The sequence below is a fragment of the Pseudactinotalea terrae genome, assembly GCF_009733845.1.
Classification (GTDB): domain Bacteria; phylum Actinomycetota; class Actinomycetes; order Actinomycetales; family Beutenbergiaceae; genus Pseudactinotalea; species Pseudactinotalea terrae.
This window is the reverse complement of record NZ_WNXZ01000001.1, coordinates 1,358,493-1,376,747: the sequence shown is the minus strand read 5'-3', so window position 1 is coordinate 1,376,747 and position 18,255 is coordinate 1,358,493. Positions and strand designations below refer to the sequence as shown.

Below are 18,255 nucleotides of genomic sequence, written 5' to 3'. Positions count from 1 at the left end.
TCGGCGACGATCTGGCAGACTGACCCCATGCACGCGATGCGATTTAGCAGGCCCGCTCCGGGCCGCAGCGTGCGCTGATCACAGACACCGGCTACGCGCGTGTCGGCCCGAGCGGGCTCTCGTCCCTGACCCCCGCTCGTCCCCAGGAAGGTTCGCATGTCCGACAGCCATGACAACGCAGACGCCCCCGCGCCGTCGCCGCTCGATGCCGACGCCGTCACCTCGGCTCTCGAGGCCGCTCTCGCAGCCGTCGCCGGCGCGGCCGGTCTCGAGGACCTGAAGCAGGTCCGGATCGCCCACACGGGTGAGCGCAGCCCGCTCGCCCAGGCGAATCGTGGCATCGGTGGGCTGGCGCCCGCCGACAAGGCCGCCGCCGGCAAGCTCGTGGGTCAGGCCCGTGGTCGCCTCAACGCCGCGATCGCCGCCCGTCAGAGCGAGCTCGAGGCCGAGCGCGACGCCGCGGTGCTGCGTACCGAGGCCATCGATCTCACCGCTCCGATCGAGCGCACCCGCCCCGGTGCCCGGCACCCGCTCGACGCCCTCATGGACAGTGTCGCCGACTTCTTCACCTCGATGGGGTGGGAGATCGCCGAGGGGCCCGAGGTCGAGCACGAGTGGTTCAACTTCGACGCCCTCAACTTCAAGCCCGACCACCCGGCCCGGCAGATGCAGGACACGTTCTACGTCGCCCCGGACCAGGCTGATGACGATCCACACCTCGTGCTGCGCACCCACACCTCCCCGGTGCAGGCGCGCACGCTCCTGGAGCGAGGCGTCCCGGTCTACATCGCGTGCCCGGGCAAGGTGTTCCGCACCGACGAGCTCGACGCCACCCACACCCCGGTGTTCCACCAGGTCGAGGGTCTCGCCGTCGACAAGGGTCTGACGATGGCGCACCTGACCGGCACGCTGGACCACTTCGCCAGGGCCATGTTCGGCCCGGAGGCGAAGACCCGGCTGCGCCCGAGCTACTTCCCCTTCACCGAGCCCAGTGCCGAGATGGACCTGTGGTTCCCGCAGAAGAAGGGTGGCCCCGGCTGGATCGAGTGGGGTGGTTGCGGCATGGTCAACCCCAACGTGCTGCGCGCCTGCGGCATCGACCCGGAGATCTACTCCGGCTTCGCGTTCGGCATGGGTATCGAGCGCACCCTGATGCTGCAGCACGGCATCGACGACATGCACGACATGGTCGAGGGCGACGTCCGCTTCTCCCTCGGTCTCGCAGGAGGGCAGATCTGATGCCGTACGTCCCGATCGAATGGTTGCGCGACCACGTCGACGTGCCCAAGGGCACGACGGCGGCGGGTCTCGCCTCCGACCTCGTGCGGGTGGGCCTGGAGGAGGAGAGCATCGACCGCTCCGCCGCCGTGACCGGGCCGCTCGTGGTGGGTCGCGTCCTCGAGCAGACGCCCGAGGAGCAGAAGAACGGCAAGACGATCAACTGGTGCCTCCTCGACGTCGGCCCGGAGCACAACGAGACCGAGGGCGACGGCGCCGGCAGCAGGGGCATCGTGTGCGGCGCGCACAACTTCGGCGTCGGCGACTCCGTGGTGGTCGCGCTGCCTGGCGCGGTGCTGCCCGGTGACTTCGCGATCGCGGCCCGCAAGACCTACGGCCACGTCAGCGACGGCATGATCTGCAGCCAGAGCGAGCTCGGCCTGGGCGAGGATCACTCCGGCATCATCGTGCTCGACGACGCCCCGTCCCCGGGCACCGACGCGATCGCGCTGCTCGGCCTGGGCGAGGAGGTCCTCGAGATCAACGTGACCCCCGACCGCGGCTACTGCTTCTCGATGCGCGGGGTCGCGCGCGAGTACTCGCACTCCACGGGTGCGGCGTTCACCGACCGTGCGCTCGAGCTGGGTGCCAGGGTGCCGGCACCGACCGAGTCCGGTTTCGCCGTCGAGATCTCCGACGACGCCCCGATCCGGGGCAACGCCGGCGCCGACCGGTTCGTCGCACGCATCGTGCGCGGCGTGGACGCGACCGCGGCCTCGCCCGCGTGGCTGAGCAAGCGGCTGCGCCAGGCGGGCATGCGGCCGATCTCGCTCGCCGTCGACGTCACGAACTACGTGATGCTCGACCTCGGGCAACCGTTGCACGCCTACGACCTCGGCACCCTGCACGCGCCGATCGTCGTGCGGCGCGCGAAGCCGGGGGAGCGGATGACGACGCTCGACGACGTCGACCGCGCCCTCGACGTCGAGGACCTGCTGATCACCGACTCGCCCGAGGGCAACCTCGGATCGCGACCGATCGGGATCGCGGGTGTCATGGGTGGTCAGGACACCGAGGTGGGTGAGCGGACCACGGACATCCTGATCGAGGCGGCTCACTTCGACCCGATCTCGATCGCCCGCACCGCGAGGCGGCACAAGCTGCCGAGCGAGGCGTCCAAGCGGTTCGAGCGCGGTGTCGACAACCGGCTGCAGGCCGTGGCCGCGCAGCGCGTGGTCGACCTGCTGGTCGAGCTCGGCGGCGGCACGGCCGACGACACGGCGGTGACCGACGTGGACGCCACGCGGGCGCCCTCGGCGATCGGGTTCGACCCGCAGCACGCGAGCCGGCTCGTGGGCGTGCGGTACAGCAACGAGGACGTCATCGAGACCCTGCGCAGCCTCGGCGCAACCGTCGAGGAGCTCCCCGACGAGAGCGCCGAGACCACCGGCCGGCACGCCGCGAGCACAGCACGGGTGCTCGTGACACCGCCGTCATGGCGGCCCGACCTGACCGAGCCGGCCGACCTGGTCGAGGAGGTCGTGCGGCTGCGCGGCTACGACGCGGTGCCCTCCGAGCTGCCGTCAGCACCCGCCGGCCGAGGGCTGACGGTCAAGCAGCAGCGCCGCCGCCGGGTGGCGAACCTGCTCGCCGACTCCGGCCTTGTGCAGGTGCTCACCTACCCGTTCATCTCCGAGAACCGTCACGACCAGCTCGGGTTGGGCGAGGACGACCCCCGCCGCCGCGCGGTCCGGCTGCAGAACCCGCTCGCGCAGGACGCACCGTTCATGCGCACCTCGCTGCTGCACACGCTGCTCGACGCCGCGGTGCGGAACGTGGGGCGCGGCATCACCGACGTCGGCATCTACGAGATCGGCTCGGTGACGCGACCCGACGGCGCGCTCGGGTCCTCGCCGCTGCCGCCGCCGGCTGTGCTTCCTGACGGGGGCACGCTGGACTCGATCCGGGCCGCGGTCCCGGCGCAGCCGCTGCGGATCGCCGCCGTGCTGGTGGGTCTCGCACAGCAGGCCGGCCCTGGCGCGCAGGCGCGCGCGTACGAGGCCGCCGACGCCGTGGCGTTCGTGCGTGAGATGGCCCGCGCGGTCGGTGCCGACGTGCATGTCGCCAACGACCCCGGCCACGCCCCGTGGCACCCGGGCAGGTGCGCGCGCTTCACGACCGCCGACGGCGCTCTCGTGGGCCACGCCGGTGAGCTCGCCCCGCGCGTGGTGAGCGAGCTCGGGCTGCCGGCCCGCACCGTCGCGCTCGAGGTCGACCTCGACGTGCTCTTCGTGGCTGCCCCAGCCGAGCCTCGTCAGGTCGGCAGCCTGTCGACGTTCCCGCCGGCCAAGGAGGACATCGCTCTCGTGGTGCCCGCCGACGTCCCCGCGGGGGATGTCCTCGACGTGGTGACCGCCGCCGCGGGTGCGCTCGCCGAGGAGGTCCGCCTCTTCGACGTCTACACCGGCGCCAACCTGCCCGAGGGCACCAGGTCGCTGGCGTTCGCGCTGCGGCTGCGCGGCGAGCGCACGCTCACGGGCGAGGACACGGCCGCCGTCCGGGACGCCGTCGTGGCAGCAGCGGGGGAGAGGTTCGGCGCGACCCTGCGCGCCTGACTGCCTCCGCCCCACCACGCCTACCATCGGCGTCACGCTGCGACCGCCGCCCCAACGCCCGCCGGTCCCGGCTGCCCCACGGCGCGCTTCGACCCTCTCTCGGCGGCGGTGGCGTCGGTGGGCGCCCGTGGGGCGGGCAGGGTGGGGGATCCCCCACCCCGGTTGACCGGTGGGCACCCTGGGACGGCGTGCGCCCGGCCGGAAGGCTGGACGCATGGTCTCGATCGCACCTGCACGCCCACGGTTGGGCGCCCGCCGTGTCACTGTCCCCCCTGCTTCCGCCGCGTCGGCTCCACGTGACCGGTTCCTCGATCTGGTGCGGATCACCGCGATGGTGCTGGTCGTTGCCCAGCACTGGCTGATGCCGATCCTCGCCGTCGACGGCGGAGCGATCGATCTCGAGCGAGCGAACGTTCTCGAGAGCGTGTGGCCCGCCACGTGGGTGACGCAGGTGATGCCGCTGGTGTTCTTCACCTCGGGTGCGGCGACCGTGCTGAGCCTGCGAGGCGGGCGTGCCGTGGACCGCAGCTGGGTCTCGAGACGTCTGGTCCGGCTCGTGGGCGGGGTGATCGTGCTCGCGGCCGTGTGGCTGCCGCTGCCGGCGCTGCTGCTGGCCTCCGGTCTCGATGTCGAGGTGGTGAGCGTCGGTGGTCGGCTGATCGGCGGTCTGCTCTGGTTCCTCGTGGTGCTGGTGATCCTCACGGCGCTCACGCCGGTGCTGCTGCGGGTGGCCGATCGGCTCAAGGGGGCCGAGATCGGCATCCTGGCCGTGGCCGCGATCGCCGTGGACACGGTGCGGTTCGGGCTCGGCTGGGAGCACGCGGGCTACCTGAACGCGGTGTTCGTGTGGGCCGCGGTGTATGCGATCGGGATCCACGGCGCGCGCGGCAGGCTGGACTGGCTGCGTGGCGGCCGCGCGGCGATCGTCGGGGCAGTCGGGTTCCTGGTGCTCGGCGCCGTGGTGGCGTTCGGGCCCTACCCGCCAGCGATGATCGGGCTGCCCGGCACCACCGTCTCCAACATGAACCCACCCTCGGCGGCTCTGCTGGCGCTCGCCGTCGGGCAGATCGGGCTCACGCTCGCGGCGCGTGCGGCGCTCACGCGGTTCGCGAACCGACCACGGGTGGCGCGCATGGTGGACATCTGCGCGCCGCACACGATGGCCGTGTACCTGTGGCACACGCCCGCTGTGGTGCTGATCGCGGCCGCGGTCGTCGGACTCGGCTTCGACGGCCACCCGGTAGGCAGTGCCGGCTGGTGGCTGAGCGTTCCCGCGTGGGTGGTGGCGGCCGCCGTGGCGCTGGCCGCGTGCGTGGCCTTGTTCGGGAAGCTGGGGCTGCAGGGGAGCGATGCGGTGAGCCTGCCCCGCGTGGTGGGCGGCGCCGCACTCGTGGGCGTCGGGGTGCTGGTCCTGACGGTGGCGGGCTTCGACCCGGCGAGGCTCGCCGACGTCCTCGGACCGCTGGTCGGTACGTGGGCGCTGGTGTGCGGCGCACTGCTGCTGGGAGCGCGTCCGGTTGGCGCTCGGGTGCCTCGAACGGGCAGGCTGGTCGGATGAGCACCGAGGCGCCCGAACGCGGCACCGGCCTCCGGGCCGTGTACGCGCGCGCGGCCCGCGAGTCCGGGTTCCTGCTCGCGCAGCTGTTCGTCGCGATCGCCGGGTTCGTCGTCCTCGTGGTCGGCCTGGCTCTGGGCATCCCGCTGAGCATCCTCGTGGTCGGGGTCGCGGTACTCGCAGCCTTCCTGGCGGCGGCGAACGGCATCGGTGGGTTCACGCGCGATCGCCTCCGCAGGCTCGGCTATCGCCTCGAGAAAGGCAGCGTCCCGACGGCGCCCGCGAAGGGCACCTGGTTGCGCCGGTCGTTCCGCCGGCTCCGTCACGGGCAGAGCTGGATGGACCTGCTGCGCGCGTTGCTGGACTTCCCGCTCTCGATCGCCACGTTCGTGCTGACGATCGTCTGGTGGGTGGTGGGCGCCGGCAGCGTCCTCTACTGGTTCTGGAGCCGGTACCTGCCCGACGACGGGGACGCGAATGGGCTGGCCTGGTTGCTGGGGATCGAGGGCGCGGTCGCCGAGTGGGTGCTGCACCTGCTGCTCGGGCTCGCCATGCTGATGGTCGCGCCGTGGGTGATCCGCGCTCTGATCGCCGTCCACGTGGGGCTCGAACGGTTCGCCCTGCTCGCCAGCCGCCCCGCCAAGCTCCGGGAGCGGATCGACGACCTCACGGCCAGCCGGGCCGCCGTCCACGACTCCGAGGCGGCCGAGCTGCGCCGGATCGAGCGCGATCTGCATGACGGGCCGCAGCAGCGCCTCGTTCGCACCACGATGGACGTGCAGACCGCGCTGCGGCGTATCGATGCCGGGGACCCCGATGCTGCCAAGGAGCATCTGGCGTCCGCGCTCGAGCAGGTGGAGTCGGGGCTGGGTGAGCTGCGGGCGCTGTCCCGCGGGATCGCGCCCCCGGTGCTGGCCGACCGCGGGCTCGCCGCGGCGATCGGCTCCCTCGCCGGGCAGAGCCCGATCCGTGTCCAGGCCGACGTCGCGATCCCGGCCGAGCGGCGGCTGGGGCTGGCCCGCGATACGGCCGCCTACTTCGTGGTCTCCGAGGCGCTGGCGAACGCGGGCAAGCACAGCGGGGCCTCGCTCGTGCAGGTCGACATCGACGAGACGAACGCGGGCGCGTTGCGGGTGCGTGTGAGCGACAACGGCACCGGTGGCGCGCATCCCGGCAAGGGTCACGGGCTCGCCGGGCTGGCCGATCGGCTCCGCGGGGTCGACGGCACGCTCGAGGTGATCAGCCCTGAGGGCGGCGGCACGACGCTGCACGCGCTGATCCCGGCGACCGGCTCATGACCACGTACGCTGCCGACCCGATGCGTGTCGTGCTCGCCGAGGACTCCCTGCTGCTGCGGGAGGGTCTGGTACGCCTGCTCGCGGAAGCCGGTTCGGAGGTCGTCGCGGCCGTCGAGGACGGCGAGGCCGCAGTCGCCGCTGTGGCGAAGCACCAGCCGGACGTCGCGGTCCTCGACGTGCGGATGCCGCCCACCTTCACCGACGAGGGGCTGCGCGCTGCCGTGCGCATCCGGGCCGACCACCCGGGCACCGCGGTGCTGGTGCTGTCGCAGTACGTCGAGCAGTCCTACGCCGCGGACCTGCTCGCGACGGGCGCGGGCGTCGGCTACCTGCTCAAGGACCGGGTCGCGAAGCTGGACGACCTCGCCGATGCGCTGCACCGACTCGTCGACGGCGGCACGGTCCTCGACCCGGTGGTGGTCTCGCAGCTGTTCTCGGGCCGGCGCGCCCATCCGCTGCAGCGACTCACCGAGCGCGAGCGCGAGGTCCTGGAGCTCATGGCGCAGGGCCGCACCAACGCCGCGATCGGTCGCACGCTCGTGATCACCGGCAAGTCGGTCGAGAAGCACATCTCCTCGATCCTGGACAAGCTCGACCTGCCTCCCTCGCAGGACGACCACCGCCGTGTGCTCGCCGTGATCGCCTGGCTCAACGACCCCCGCACCTGAGGCCGGGCGGTCTGTCAGACCGCGACCTGCGCCTTGACGCAGCGGTCCGCCTGACGATGTCGGGGCTCGCCACTACCGTCCTGGCATGGACAGAATCCAGGTCATCGACAGTGAAGCGACACGCCTGGCCGAGGTACTGGCTCGGACCGACCCAGCGGCTCGCGTCCCGACGTGCCCGGACTGGGATGCCGCAGGGCTGCTGTGGCACTTCACGGGGGTGCACCGGTTCTGGGCCGATGTGCTGGCGCAGGACCCGCAGACCGACGAGGAGGTCGGCGCGCTCGAGCAGGAGGGCGTCGAGCCGCCGGGGTCGATCGCCGAGATCCTCCCGCTGCGCGAGGCGGCCACGGCTGATCTGCTCGCGCAGCTTCGAGCACTCCCTGACGAGGACCGGCGCTGGTCATGGTGGGATGCTGACCAGACGGTCGGGTTCACGCGCCGGATGCAGACCTACGAGGCCACGATGCACCGCGTGGATGCCGAGCTCGCGGCTGGGCTCCCGGTCAGCCCGATCGCCAAAGAGGTGGCAGCGGGGGCCGTCGACCACTGCGTCGACGTCATGTGGGGCTGGATGCCCGACTGGGCCACCTACGAGCCGCTCGCCGTCGTCGAGCTGGTCGGCACCGACTCGGGGGCGCAGTGGCTCGTGGAGATCGGCCACTGGTTCGGCACCGGGCCGGAGTCGGGCAACGAGTTCGACATGGCGCGCGCCGTCCGGGCCGGCGAGGGCGTCAGCGTGACCGGCGCGGTCTCCGCCGGTGCCGAGCAGCTCGCCCGGTGGGCGTGGAACCGTGCGCCGCAGCCGGGCGCGGTCGCGATCGAGGGCTCCGACGAGGCGCGCGCCGCCATCGATCGCCTGATCGCCCAGGGCATCCAGTAGCTCGACCCGGGACCAGAGTCCCGGGTTCCCGGGCGGATCGGCCGCGATGCTGGGCCGCATGCGAGCACTCGTCGCCACAGCGTCCAAGCACGGCAGCACCCGAGCGATCGGCGAGACCGTCGCCGCACGGATCAGGGACGGCGGGCACGACGCCGTCGTACGGGACGTCGGCGAGGTCGGGTCAGCCGATCTTCTGCAGGCTGACGCGGTCGTGCTCGGGTCGGCGACCTACGGTGCGCGGCTGCTCTCCGCGGCGGCCACGTTCGCGACCCGGCTGGAAGAGGAGTTCGACGGACCGGTCTGGCTCTTCGCCGTCGGCCTCAAGAACCTGACCAAGGACCCGGTCCGCCCCGCGACCACCCGGCCGGGCCGCGACGGGTACCGCCCCGGCAGGTTCCCGGTGTTCGGCGGGATGATCGACAACGACACGCTCAGCGTGGCCGAGCGTGCCCTGATCGGGGCGCTGGGTGCCAAGAACCGTGACCTGCGGGACCTGGAGCTGGTGGAGGCATGGGCCGACATGGTCGCCATGCAGCTGACGACGCCGGATCGGGCTCAGGGCAGCAGCAGCACCTTGCCGGTGGTCTGACGCCCCTCGAGCGCCCGGTGCGCCTGCTCGGCCTCGGCCAGCGGGAACGTCGCGCCGATGTTCAGGTCCACGACGCCGTCGGTCACCCAGGAGGAGACCTGGGCCCAGCGCCGCGCACGCTCGGCGGGGTCCGCGATGTAGTGCATCATCGTCGGCCGGGTGAGGAAGACCGACCCGGCGCGGTTGAGGCGCTGCGGGTCGAACGGTGGCACGGGGCCGCTCGCACCACCGAACAGCACCAGGGTGCCGCGCGGCCGCAGCGACGCGAGGCTGCCGTCGAAGGTGCTCTTGCCGACGCCGTCGTAGACCACGTGCACACCCGCGTCGGCGGTGAGCGCACGCACCGCCGCGGGAAGCTCGGTGCTCATGTCCTCGAACCGGTCGTACCGGATCACGTCCGCCGCGCCCGCCTGGCGCGAGAGAGTCTCCTTCTCCGCCGTCGAGACGGTGGTGATCACGCGGGCACCGAGGTGTGCGGCGACCTGTGTCAGCAGCAGCCCCACACCGCCGGCGCCCGCCGTCAGCAGCACGTCGTCGCCGGCCTTCACATGGAAGGCGCCGTCCACGAGCATGCTCACGGTCAGCCCCTGGAGCGGGAGCGCGGCAGCCGACCGCACATCCAACCCGTCCGGTAGCGGCAACGCGTCCGCAGCGTCGAGCAGCACACGCTCGGCGTAGCTGCCCGTGGCCGAGGAGGTCCACGCGACCTGGTCGCCGACAGCGAGGTCCGTCACGCCGTCGCCCACCGCGACGATCTCGCCGGCACCCTCCCCACCCGGCCGGAACGGGTGCTGCACGGGGTAGAGCCCGCTGCGTTGGTACGTCTCGATGAAGTTGAGTCCGATCGCCGCCGGAGCCACCAGGACCTGCCCGGCACCGACGTCGGGCTCCGGGACCTCGACCACCGTCAGCTGCTCGGGCCCGCCGGCCTCGGAGACCTCGATCGCACGCATATCGGCAACCTACGCTACGTTCGCCTGGTGCCGTCCAGCTCCTCCGCCGATCTCGTCGTGGCCGTCGACGTGGGGACCACGGCCACCAAGGTGACGGCGTTCGCCGTCGATGGGATCCCGGTTGCGGCGACCGAGCAGGGGTACCCGTTGCGCGCTCCCGCGCCCGGTCGCGCCGAGCAGGATCCCGACGAGATCCTCGCCGCCGTGCGGACTGCGCTGGCCGCCGTCGTCGGGCAGGTCGGCGCCGAACGCGTGGCGGGGGTGGCGCTCAGCTCGGCCATGCACACCCTGATGGCTCTCGACGGCGAAGGACGGCCGCTGACGCCCCTCACCTCGTGGGCCGACACCCGGGCGGAACCGCAGTCCGACCGGCTCCGGGCCGACCCGTCCGGGCTCGCCCTGCACCGCCGCACCGGTACCCCGGTGCATCCGATGTCGCCGCTGCCGCGGCTGATGTGGTTCGCCGAGAACGAGCCGGGGCTGTGCGCACGGGTCCACCGGTGGGCCGGCGTCAAGGAGTACCTGCTGCTGCAGCTGAGCGAAGCCTGGGTGATGGATCACTCGATCGCCTCGGCGACCGGGTTGATGAACCTCGAGGCGCTCGCCTGGGACGCCGAGGCGCTGCAGCTCGCCGGCGTGAGTCCCGCCCAGCTGCCCGAGCTGGTGCCCACCACGCACGTGGTGCCTCTGACAGCGCGCGCCGCGACCGCCGTCGGCCTCCCTGCCGGGACCCCGGTGGTCGTGGGAGGTGGCGACGGCCCGCTGGCTAACCTCGGTGTCGGTGCCGTGAGACCGGGTATGGCCGCCTGCTCGCTCGGCACCTCGGGCGCGCTGCGCGTGGTCGTGGACCGCCCGGCTGTCGACCCGTTGGGACAGGTGTTCTGCTATGCGCTGGCGCCTGGGCTGTGGGTCGTGGGCGGTGCCATCAACAACGGCGGCATCGTGATGCAGTGGCTGCTGGAGTCGATCGCGACCGACCTCGGCGCGGGTGCCGAGCCGGAGCTGCTGGCGCTAGCCGCCCAGGTCCCGCCGGGCAGCGGGGGGCTGCTGATGGTGCCGTCGCTGATGAGCGAGCGCGCGCCGCGCTGGACCTCGCTCGCCCGTGGCAGCTACATCGGCCTCACACGGGATCACCGTCGAGAGCATCTCGTGCGGGCCGCGCTCGAGGGAGTCGCCCTGCAGCTGGCCCTCGTGCTGGAGTCGATGCGTGCGGCCGGCCTCCAGGTCGACTCGGTGCGGGCGACCGGGGGAGTGATGCGCAGCGAGCTGTGGCAGCAGCTGCTCGCCGATTCGTTCAGCCTCCCGATCGATCTGCTGGAGGGTCAGCAGGGCTCCGGCCACGGCGCTGCGATCCTCGGCATGGCGGCGCTCGGACTCATCGACACGATCGAGGACGCCGCAGTCGCCACGCGCGTGGTGCGCTCGGTCGCGCCGGAGCCAGACGCCGCGGCGGTCTACGCCGCACTCCGCCCGATCTTCGGCGGGCTCGAGGGCGCGCTCGCCCCCACCTATGCCGCCCTCCGGAGACTCGCCGCGCCGCTTCGCTAGTCGTGAGCGAGGCGAGCTGCTCTGCGAGGGGCAGGGCCTGGTGCTCAGCGCGCGCTCGGCGGCTCCGCCGGATAGGCGACGGGTTCGAGACCCATCTCCTTGGTGAGCTTCGTGCGCCGCTTGATCACCTGATCGCGCAGGTCGAGCATGTCGGCGAGCACCCGCTTGCGCTCACGCTTGGCGAGCAGGTCGATGTAGAGGCGCCCGTTGGTGTGGTCGGTCTCGTGCTGCAGGCAGCGTGCGAAGTAGCCGGTGCCCTCGAGCCGCAGCGGCTTGCCCTCGATGTCGAAGCCGGTGACCACGACCACGCTGGGTCGGAACAGCTCCGAGCCGGGACCGGGAACGGACAGGCAGCCCTCTTCGTGCTCGTTGGTGCCGCCCTCGGGGTCGACCGCGACCACCGGGTTGCAGATGTGACCGACGTGCCTGCTGTCGTTGTCGGCGTCGGGCAGGTCGTACACGAACAGCCGCAGGTCCACACCCACCTGGTTCGCCGCGAGCCCGACACCCTCGGCCAGCATCATCGTGGCGAACATGTCGTCGACGAGCGTGCGGAGCTCGTCGCTGCCGAACATCTCCTCGGTCACGTCCACGTTCCATCGATGCAGCACCTCCTCACCGACCTCGGTGACCCGGAGTGCCTTGCCGCGAGCGGTCTCCGGCGGCACCTCGGGGTAGTCGGACACCTCGACACCGTGGACGAACGTTCGCATGAGGACAGTGTTTCAGGTCTCCGAGGTGTCAGTGCGCATCGACGAGCGTCTCGACGGCGGCCCTCGTGCGCGTACCGCCGCCGATGCGCTTGCGCTGCGGGAGCTGGTCCTCAACCACATCACGAGCCACCGCGTGGTGCGGCAGACTGAGATGCGTTTGGTTCTCGATCGCCAGGAGGGGCACGGGGTCGACGAACCTGTATAGTTATGCAGGTGCCTGTAAATGTTGCGATCGCCGGTGCCTCCGGCTACGCCGGTGGCGAGCTGCTGCGACTGCTGCTGGACCATCCCGAGGTGAAGGTCGGGGCGCTGACGGCCCACAGCAACGCCGGCGAGTCGGTCGCGAGCCAGCACCCGCACCTCGCCGCCCACCCGGCACTCGCCGGGCGAACCTTCAGCGCGACGTCCGCGGCGGAGCTCGCTGGGCACGACGTGGTGCTGCTCGCGCTCCCGCACGGCGCGTCCGGCGCCCTGGCCGCCGAGCTCGAGGGGCTCGGCGAGACGCCGCTCGTCCTCGACTGCGCAGCTGACCACCGGCTCGCGGACGCCGCAGCCTGGCGGGAGTACTACGGCTCCGAGCACGCCGGCACATGGACCTACGGACTGCCCGAGCTGATCATCGGCAACGAGCCGGACTCCGCGGTCACCCGGCAGCGCGAGCGGCTCACAAGCGCCCAGCGCATCGCCGTCCCCGGGTGCAACGTCACCGCCGTCACGCTTGGGATGCAGCCCGGCGTCGCTGCCGGTCTCGTCGACCCGACCGACCTGGTCGCCGTCCTCGCGGTCGGCTACTCCGGGGCCGGCAAGGCCGCCAAGACGCACCTGCTCGCCTCCGAGGCGGCCGGCAGCGCCAACCCGTACGCGGTCGGCGGCAGCCACCGGCACATCCCCGAGATCGTCCAGAACCTCACCAGTTGTCGGCCCAGTCGGCGCGGTCCGCAGATTCGGCTCTCATTCACACCCGTTCTCGTGCCGATGTCGCGCGGGATCCTGGCCACCACGACCGCGCCCCTCGCCGTCGGCGTCTCGCCGGTATCGGTCCGGGCCGCCTGGGAGGCGTACTACGCCGACGAGCCGTTCGTGCACCTGCTGCCCGAGGGCAGCTGGCCCACGAGCGGGGCGACCACCGGCGCCAACACCGCACTGGTGCAGGTCGCCGTCGACGCCAAGGCGGGCCGGGTCATCACGATCTGCGCGATCGACAACCTCGTCAAGGGCACCGCGGGGGGCGCGGTGCAGTCGATGAACCTCGCGCTCGGGCTGCCCGAGACGCTCGGCCTCCCGACGACCGCCGTCGCCCCCTGAGAGGATCCACCGTGACCGTCACGACCCCACGGGGCTTCCGCGCCTCCGGGACCACCGCCGGCCTCAAGGCCTCCGGCAAGCCGGACCTGGCGCTCGTCGTCAACGACGGTCCCGATCGCACGGCCGCCGCGGTGTTCACGACCAACCGCGTCGTCGGCCACCCGGTGACGTGGTCGCGTCAGGCGGTCTCCGACGGCGTCGCGAACGCGATCGTCCTGAACTCCGGCGGCGCGAACGTCTGCACCGGCCCGGAAGGCTTCCTCGACACCCACCGCACCGCCGAGGCGGTCGCGGACGCGTTGGGGGTATCGGCAGCCGACGTGCTGGTGGCTTCCACCGGGCTCATCGGTGAGCGGCTGCCGATCGAGAAGCTGCTCGCCGGCATCGGGCCGCTCGTCGGCGCGCTCGCCGGGGACGGCGGGCCGGCGGCGGCACAGGCGATCATGACCACCGACACGGTGCCCAAGCAGGCCCACACGGAGCGCGCCGGCTGGTCGGTGGGCGGCATCGCCAAGGGTGCCGGCATGCTCGCGCCGGCGCTTGCCACCATGCTCGTGGTGCTCACCACCGACGCCGTCGTCGACCCCGCCACGGCGGACGCCGCGCTGCGCTCCGCCACCCGGCTCACGTTCGACCGCGTCGACTCCGATGGCGCCATGTCGACCTCCGACACGGTCGTGCTGATGGCCTCCGGGGCCAGCGGCGTCACCCCGACGCCCGACGAGCTCGCCGAGGCCGTCACCGCCACCTGTGCCAGCCTCGCGCGCGCCCTGGTGGCCGACGCGGAGGGCGCATCTCACGACATCGCCGTGTCGGTGGTCGGCGCCGACAGCGAGGACGCGGCCGTCGCTGTCGCCCGCGCCGTCACCCGCTCCGCGCTGGTCAAGACCGCGATCTTCGGCAACGACCCCAACTGGGGCCGCATCCTGGCCCAGGTGGGCACCGTCCCGGTCGAGGTCGCTCCCTTCGAGGCCGAGGCCGTCGACGTCTCCGTCAACGGCGTCATGGTCTGCAAGGCCGGGGGAGCGCACGAGCCCCGCGACACCGTCGACCTCGCGTCCGACCGCGAGGTGCACATCCTGATCGATCTCCATGCCGGCGCTGCCAGCGCGACGGTGTGGACCAACGACCTCACGCACGACTACGTCCACGAGAACAGCGCCTACTCCACATGAGCGACACGACCGAACCCACCCCGAGCAACGCCGTCGAGAACCCCGTTCCCGACGACTTCCACTTCAACACCGAGACCGATCTGTTCCCCCACCAGAAGGCCGAGGTGATGATCCAGGCGCTGCCGTGGCTGGAGAGGTTCGCGGGCGCCGTCGTGGTGATCAAGTTCGGCGGCAACGCCATGATCGACGCCGAGCTCGAGCAGGCGTTCGCCGAGGACATCCGCTTCTTCCGCTACGCCGGCCTGAAGCCGGTCGTCGTGCACGGGGGTGGTCCGCAGATCAGCGAGATGCTGTCACGGCTCGACATCTCCAGCGAGTTCCGCGGCGGGCTGCGCGTCACCACGCCCGAGACGATGGACGTCGTCCGGATGGTGCTGACCGGTCAGGTGCAGCGCAAGCTCGTCAACCTGCTCAACGTCAACGAGGCCCTCGCCGTCGGGATGTCGGGGGAGGACGCCGGGCTGCTGGGCGCACGCAGGCGCACCGCCGTGGTGGACGGCGAGTCGGTGGACGTCGGCCTCGTGGGTGACGTGGTCCGGGTGAACGCGCACGTGCTCACGGGTGTGCTCGACGCCGGCCGCATCCCCGTGGTCTCGACGATCGCCCCCGACCTCGACAACCCCGGGGACGTCCTCAACGTCAACGCCGACACCGCCGCCGCGGCGATCGCGGTGGCGCTGCGTGCCCGCAAGCTCGTGGTGCTCACCGACGTCGAGGGGCTCTATCTCGACTGGCCCGACAGGTCCTCGCTGGTGCGCCGGATCGTGGCGGCCGACCTGGAGCAGCTGCTTCCCACGCTCGAGTCCGGCATGGTCCCCAAGATGGAGGCGTGCCTGCGTGCCGTCTGCGGCGGCGTCCCGCGCGCCCACATCGTCGACGGCCGCCAGCCGCACTCGCTGCTCCTGGAGATCTTTACCAGCGACGGCGTCGGCACGATGGTCACCCCCGAGCAGTCCGAGAAGAGCGAGTCATGACCGAGATCCTGAGCACAACCGGATCGGGTTCCGAGCTGGCATGGGAGCAGCGCTACACCGGTGCGCTCATGAACACGTTCGGCCCGCCGCAGCGCGTGCTCGTGCGTGGCGAGGGCTGCTACGTGTGGGACGCCGACGGCAACCGCTACCTCGATCTCCTCGGCGGCATCGCCGTCAACACGCTGGGCCACGCGCACCCCACCCTGACCGGCGCGATCGGCGCCCAGCTCAACACCCTCGGGCACATCTCGAACTTCTTCGCCTCGCCCACCCAGATCGCGCTCGCCGAGCGGCTGCTCGGCCTCGTCGTGCAGCCGGGCTCCGCGGTCCCGACCGGCTCACGTGTGTTCTTCACGAACTCCGGGACCGAGGCGCTCGAGGCAGCCGTCAAGCTCGCGCTCAAGCACGGCGGGCCCCAACGGCGCCGCATCCTCGCGCTCGAGGGCGCCTTCCACGGCCGGTCGCTCGGAGCGCTCTCGCTCACCCACAAGGCGGCCTACAAGGAGCCGTTCGGGCAGCTGCCCGTGGATGTGGTCCATCTTCCGTTCGGCGATCTCCAGGCTCTCGAGGCAGCGTTCGACGGCGGAGATATCGCCGCGTTCGTCGTCGAACCTGTGCAGGGCGAGGCCGGGGTCCGGCCGCTGCCCCCCGGCTACCTGGTGCGCGCCCGCGAGCTCACCACCGAGCACGACGCGCTGCTGATCCTCGACGAGGTGCAGTCCGGTTTCGGGCGCACCGGCACCTGGATGGCGCACCACCACCAGGAGATCGGCGGGGGAGTCGTGCCGGATGCGGTCGCGCTCGCCAAGGGCATGGGCGGTGGGTTCCCGATCGGCGCGCTTGTCGCGATCGGGGAGGGACCGGCCACGACGCTGACACCGGGCAGCCACGGCACGACCTTCGGCGGAAACCCGGTCGCGGCCGCAGCGGGCCTCGCGACGATCCACGTCATCGAGCGCGACGACCTGCTCACCGCCGTGGCGGAGCGCGGCGAGTACCTGCGCACGGCGATCGCGGCGCTCGGTCACCCGCTGATCGCGAGCACGCGCGGGCTGGGGCTGCTGATCGCGATCGAGCTCACCGCACCGGTCTCGCCCGACGTCGGCAGGGCGCTGCTCGCGGCCGGCTACATCGTCAACGCCGTCAGCCCGACGGCGATCCGGCTCGCACCGCCCTACATCCTCACCCAGGCGCAGGCCGAGGCGTTCGTCGCCGCCCTGCCCGGCATCCTCGACTCGACCTCGGAGGCCACCCAGTGACGCGCGAACCGATCCGGCACTTCCTCGCCGACGACGACCTCAGCTCGGCTGAGCAGCGCGAGGTGCTCGAGCTGGCGATCCGGCTCAAGGCCGACCGGTTCGCCGCGCGACCGCTCGCCGGGCCCCGCTCGGTCGCGATCATCTTCGACAAGCCCACGCTGCGTACCCAGGTCTCCTTCACCGCGGGGATCAGCGAGCTCGGCGGCTACCCGATGCTGGTCGACGGCGGGCTCGCCAAGATCGGCGTGCGGGAGTCGGCCGCCGATGTGGCTCGGGTGCTCGGCCGCCAGGTCGCCGCGATCGTGTGGCGCACCTACGAGCAGAGCAAGCTCGAGGAGATGGCGCAGCACGCCGGCGTCCCGGTGGTCAACGCGCTCACCGACGACTACCACCCCTGCCAGGGCCTCGCGGACCTGCTGACGATCGCCGAGCACACCGGCGGCCTTGCCCCGGAGGGTCCGGCGCTGGCCGGCCGCTCGCTCGCCTACGTCGGCGACGGCGCCAACAACATGGCGCACACGTACCTGCTCGCGGGCGCGCGCGCGGGCATGGACGTGCGGATCGGCGCCCCGGAGGGCTACCAGCCCGCCGCCGAGATCGTGACGCGGGCTGAGGCCATCGCTGCCGACAGCGGCGGCACGGTGACGCTGACGACCGACCCGAGCGACGCCGTCGAGCAGGCCTCGGCCGTGGTGACCGACACGTGGGTCTCGATGGGGCACGAGGCCCAGGCGGTCGAGCGCGAGACGCCGTTCCTGCCGTACCAGCTCAACGCCGCGCTGCTCGGCCGCGCGGCTCCGGGTGCGGCCGTGCTGCACTGCCTGCCGGCCTACCGCGGCAAGGAGATCACCGCGGACGTCATCGACGGGCCCCAGTCGGTGGTGTGGGACGAGGCGGAGAACCGGCTGCACGCGCAGAAGGCGATCCTCACCTGGTTGCTCCGATGAGCTCGCCACGATGAGCACGCCCGCGACCAAGCCCGCGCGCCACGCGCTGATCCGGCGCGTGGTGGCCAGCGGCGCCGTGCACTCGCAGGCGGAGCTGCTCGACGAGCTCGCCGGGCAGGGTGTCAGCATCACGCAGGCCACGCTCTCGCGCGACCTCGAGGAGCTGCGCGCACACAAGGTCCGCACCGCCGACGGGTCGCTGCAGTACGCGCTGCCGCCCGAGGGCACCACGGCGCCGGTGAGCAGCGCCGGCGCGGAGCAGCTCGCGGCACGGCTGGGGCGGCTCTGCGCCGAGCTGCTCGTCCGTGCCGATGCCTCCGCGAACATCGTCGTGCTGCGCACCCCGCCTGGCGCCGCGCAGTTCCTCGCCTCCGCGATCGACGAGTCGGTGATGCCCGCGGTCCTTGGCACAATCGCCGGCGACGACACCGTGCTGGTGGTAACCGCGGACCCGGAGGGCGGCGCCGCCACGGCCGGGCGCTTCCTCGAGCTCGCGCAGGGCGGGCGCGGACCAGCAGACGACCAAGGAGAGCAGGCATGAGTTGCCCTGTGTCAACC

The 18,255-nt window shown here is 72.2% G+C and carries 17 protein-coding genes; 15 read left to right on the top strand and 2 right to left on the bottom strand.

All coding sequences use genetic code 11. The annotated features are described in order from the left end of the window. Positions 1–156: 156 nt before the first annotated feature. From pheS to GPA03_RS06725, 7 genes are all read left to right on the top strand, one after another. Positions 157–1,239 carry a phenylalanine--tRNA ligase subunit alpha gene (gene pheS / locus GPA03_RS06755; protein ID WP_156251140.1) on the top strand — a complete coding sequence of 361 codons (1,083 nt, stop codon included), beginning with the start codon at positions 157–159 and terminating at the stop codon, positions 1,237–1,239. Further along, the gene (gene pheT, locus GPA03_RS06750; RefSeq protein WP_156251139.1) at positions 1,239–3,833 is read left to right on the top strand and encodes a phenylalanine--tRNA ligase subunit beta; all 2,595 of its coding nucleotides are present in this window, start codon (positions 1,239–1,241) and stop codon (positions 3,831–3,833) included. Before pheS ends, pheT begins: the two co-directional genes overlap by 1 nt. A 214-nt stretch (positions 3,834–4,047) precedes the next feature. After that, a complete protein-coding gene (locus tag GPA03_RS06745) occupies positions 4,048–5,391 on the top strand; it encodes an acyltransferase family protein (RefSeq protein WP_156251138.1) in 1,344 nt (447 codons plus the stop codon). Then, the gene (locus GPA03_RS06740) at positions 5,388–6,686 is read left to right on the top strand and encodes a sensor histidine kinase (protein WP_156251137.1); all 1,299 of its coding nucleotides are present in this window, start codon (positions 5,388–5,390) and stop codon (positions 6,684–6,686) included. Before GPA03_RS06745 ends, GPA03_RS06740 begins: the two co-directional genes overlap by 4 nt. Beyond that, a complete protein-coding gene (locus GPA03_RS06735) occupies positions 6,683–7,354 on the top strand; it encodes a response regulator transcription factor (RefSeq protein ID WP_241681103.1) in 672 nt (223 codons plus the stop codon). The genes GPA03_RS06740 and GPA03_RS06735 overlap by 4 nt, the downstream gene beginning before the upstream one ends. A gap of 85 nt (positions 7,355–7,439) precedes the next feature. After that, entirely contained in the window at positions 7,440–8,234 is a 795-nt protein-coding gene (locus tag GPA03_RS06730) for a maleylpyruvate isomerase family mycothiol-dependent enzyme (RefSeq protein ID WP_156251136.1), read from the top strand. Between the two features lie 58 nt (positions 8,235–8,292). Then, the gene (locus tag GPA03_RS06725) at positions 8,293–8,823 is read left to right on the top strand and encodes a flavodoxin domain-containing protein (protein WP_162458282.1); all 531 of its coding nucleotides are present in this window, start codon (positions 8,293–8,295) and stop codon (positions 8,821–8,823) included. Here GPA03_RS06725 and GPA03_RS06720 read toward each other — a convergent pair. Further along, positions 8,790–9,776, bottom strand: coding sequence for a quinone oxidoreductase family protein (locus GPA03_RS06720; RefSeq protein WP_156251134.1), 987 nt, complete (start codon positions 9,774–9,776; stop codon positions 8,790–8,792). The genes GPA03_RS06725 and GPA03_RS06720 overlap by 34 nt on opposite strands. Positions 9,777–9,803: 27 nt before the next feature. On the opposite strand from GPA03_RS06720, the gene GPA03_RS06715 reads away from it, so the two are divergent. Next, positions 9,804–11,324 (top strand): gluconokinase, encoded by a 1,521-nt coding sequence (locus GPA03_RS06715; RefSeq protein ID WP_156251133.1) that lies wholly within the window; start codon positions 9,804–9,806, stop codon positions 11,322–11,324. Between the two features lie 44 nt (positions 11,325–11,368). Here the strand turns inward: GPA03_RS06715 and def are convergent, their stop codons facing one another. Further along, positions 11,369–12,037, bottom strand: coding sequence for a peptide deformylase (def, locus tag GPA03_RS06710; protein ID WP_156251132.1), 669 nt, complete (start codon positions 12,035–12,037; stop codon positions 11,369–11,371). A gap of 31 nt (positions 12,038–12,068) precedes the next feature. Here def and GPA03_RS06705 point away from each other — a divergent pair, with 31 nt between their 5' ends. The 7 genes from GPA03_RS06705 to GPA03_RS06675 are packed head-to-tail and all read left to right on the top strand — an operon-like array spanning position 12,069 to position 18,238. Continuing rightward, positions 12,069–12,242 carry a hypothetical protein gene (locus tag GPA03_RS06705; RefSeq protein WP_156251131.1) on the top strand — a complete coding sequence of 58 codons (174 nt, stop codon included), beginning with the start codon at positions 12,069–12,071 and terminating at the stop codon, positions 12,240–12,242. An 8-nt stretch (positions 12,243–12,250) separates the two neighbouring features. Next, complete coding sequence (gene argC, locus GPA03_RS06700) at positions 12,251–13,342, top strand: N-acetyl-gamma-glutamyl-phosphate reductase (protein ID WP_206673451.1); 1,092 nt, start codon at positions 12,251–12,253, stop codon at positions 13,340–13,342. A gap of 11 nt (positions 13,343–13,353) precedes the next feature. Beyond that, positions 13,354–14,517, top strand: coding sequence for a bifunctional glutamate N-acetyltransferase/amino-acid acetyltransferase ArgJ (gene argJ / locus GPA03_RS06695; RefSeq protein WP_156251129.1), 1,164 nt, complete (start codon positions 13,354–13,356; stop codon positions 14,515–14,517). Then, positions 14,514–15,491 carry an acetylglutamate kinase gene (gene argB / locus GPA03_RS06690; RefSeq protein ID WP_156251128.1) on the top strand — a complete coding sequence of 326 codons (978 nt, stop codon included), beginning with the start codon at positions 14,514–14,516 and terminating at the stop codon, positions 15,489–15,491. The genes argJ and argB overlap by 4 nt, the downstream gene beginning before the upstream one ends. Next, a complete protein-coding gene (locus GPA03_RS06685; RefSeq protein ID WP_156251127.1) occupies positions 15,488–16,750 on the top strand; it encodes an acetylornithine transaminase in 1,263 nt (420 codons plus the stop codon). The genes argB and GPA03_RS06685 overlap by 4 nt, the downstream gene beginning before the upstream one ends. Then, positions 16,747–17,697, top strand: a complete 951-nt coding sequence (gene argF / locus GPA03_RS06680; RefSeq protein ID WP_156251126.1) for an ornithine carbamoyltransferase — start codon at positions 16,747–16,749, stop codon at positions 17,695–17,697. Before GPA03_RS06685 ends, argF begins: the two co-directional genes overlap by 4 nt. 10 nt (positions 17,698–17,707) lie before the next feature. After that, positions 17,708–18,238, top strand: a complete 531-nt coding sequence (locus GPA03_RS06675) for an arginine repressor (protein WP_156251125.1) — start codon at positions 17,708–17,710, stop codon at positions 18,236–18,238. Positions 18,239–18,255 lie beyond the last annotated feature (17 nt).

Coding starts and splice junctions, on each gene's coding strand:
- GPA03_RS06725 (WP_162458282.1), top strand. CDS start 8,293: ATGCGAGCACTCGTCGCCACAGCGTCCAAGCACGGCAGCACCCGAGCG.
- GPA03_RS06730 (WP_156251136.1), top strand. CDS start 7,440: ATGGACAGAATCCAGGTCATCGACAGTGAAGCGACACGCCTGGCCGAG.
- pheT (WP_156251139.1), top strand. CDS start 1,239: ATGCCGTACGTCCCGATCGAATGGTTGCGCGACCACGTCGACGTGCCC.
- argB (WP_156251128.1), top strand. CDS start 14,514: ATGAGCGACACGACCGAACCCACCCCGAGCAACGCCGTCGAGAACCCC.
- GPA03_RS06720 (WP_156251134.1), bottom strand. CDS start 9,776: ATGCGTGCGATCGAGGTCTCCGAGGCCGGCGGGCCCGAGCAGCTGACG.
- GPA03_RS06685 (WP_156251127.1), top strand. CDS start 15,488: ATGACCGAGATCCTGAGCACAACCGGATCGGGTTCCGAGCTGGCATGG.
- GPA03_RS06675 (WP_156251125.1), top strand. CDS start 17,708: ATGAGCACGCCCGCGACCAAGCCCGCGCGCCACGCGCTGATCCGGCGC.
- GPA03_RS06740 (WP_156251137.1), top strand. CDS start 5,388: ATGAGCACCGAGGCGCCCGAACGCGGCACCGGCCTCCGGGCCGTGTAC.
- pheS (WP_156251140.1), top strand. CDS start 157: ATGTCCGACAGCCATGACAACGCAGACGCCCCCGCGCCGTCGCCGCTC.
- def (WP_156251132.1), bottom strand. CDS start 12,037: ATGCGAACGTTCGTCCACGGTGTCGAGGTGTCCGACTACCCCGAGGTG.
- GPA03_RS06735 (WP_241681103.1), top strand. CDS start 6,683: ATGACCACGTACGCTGCCGACCCGATGCGTGTCGTGCTCGCCGAGGAC.
- GPA03_RS06745 (WP_156251138.1), top strand. CDS start 4,048: ATGGTCTCGATCGCACCTGCACGCCCACGGTTGGGCGCCCGCCGTGTC.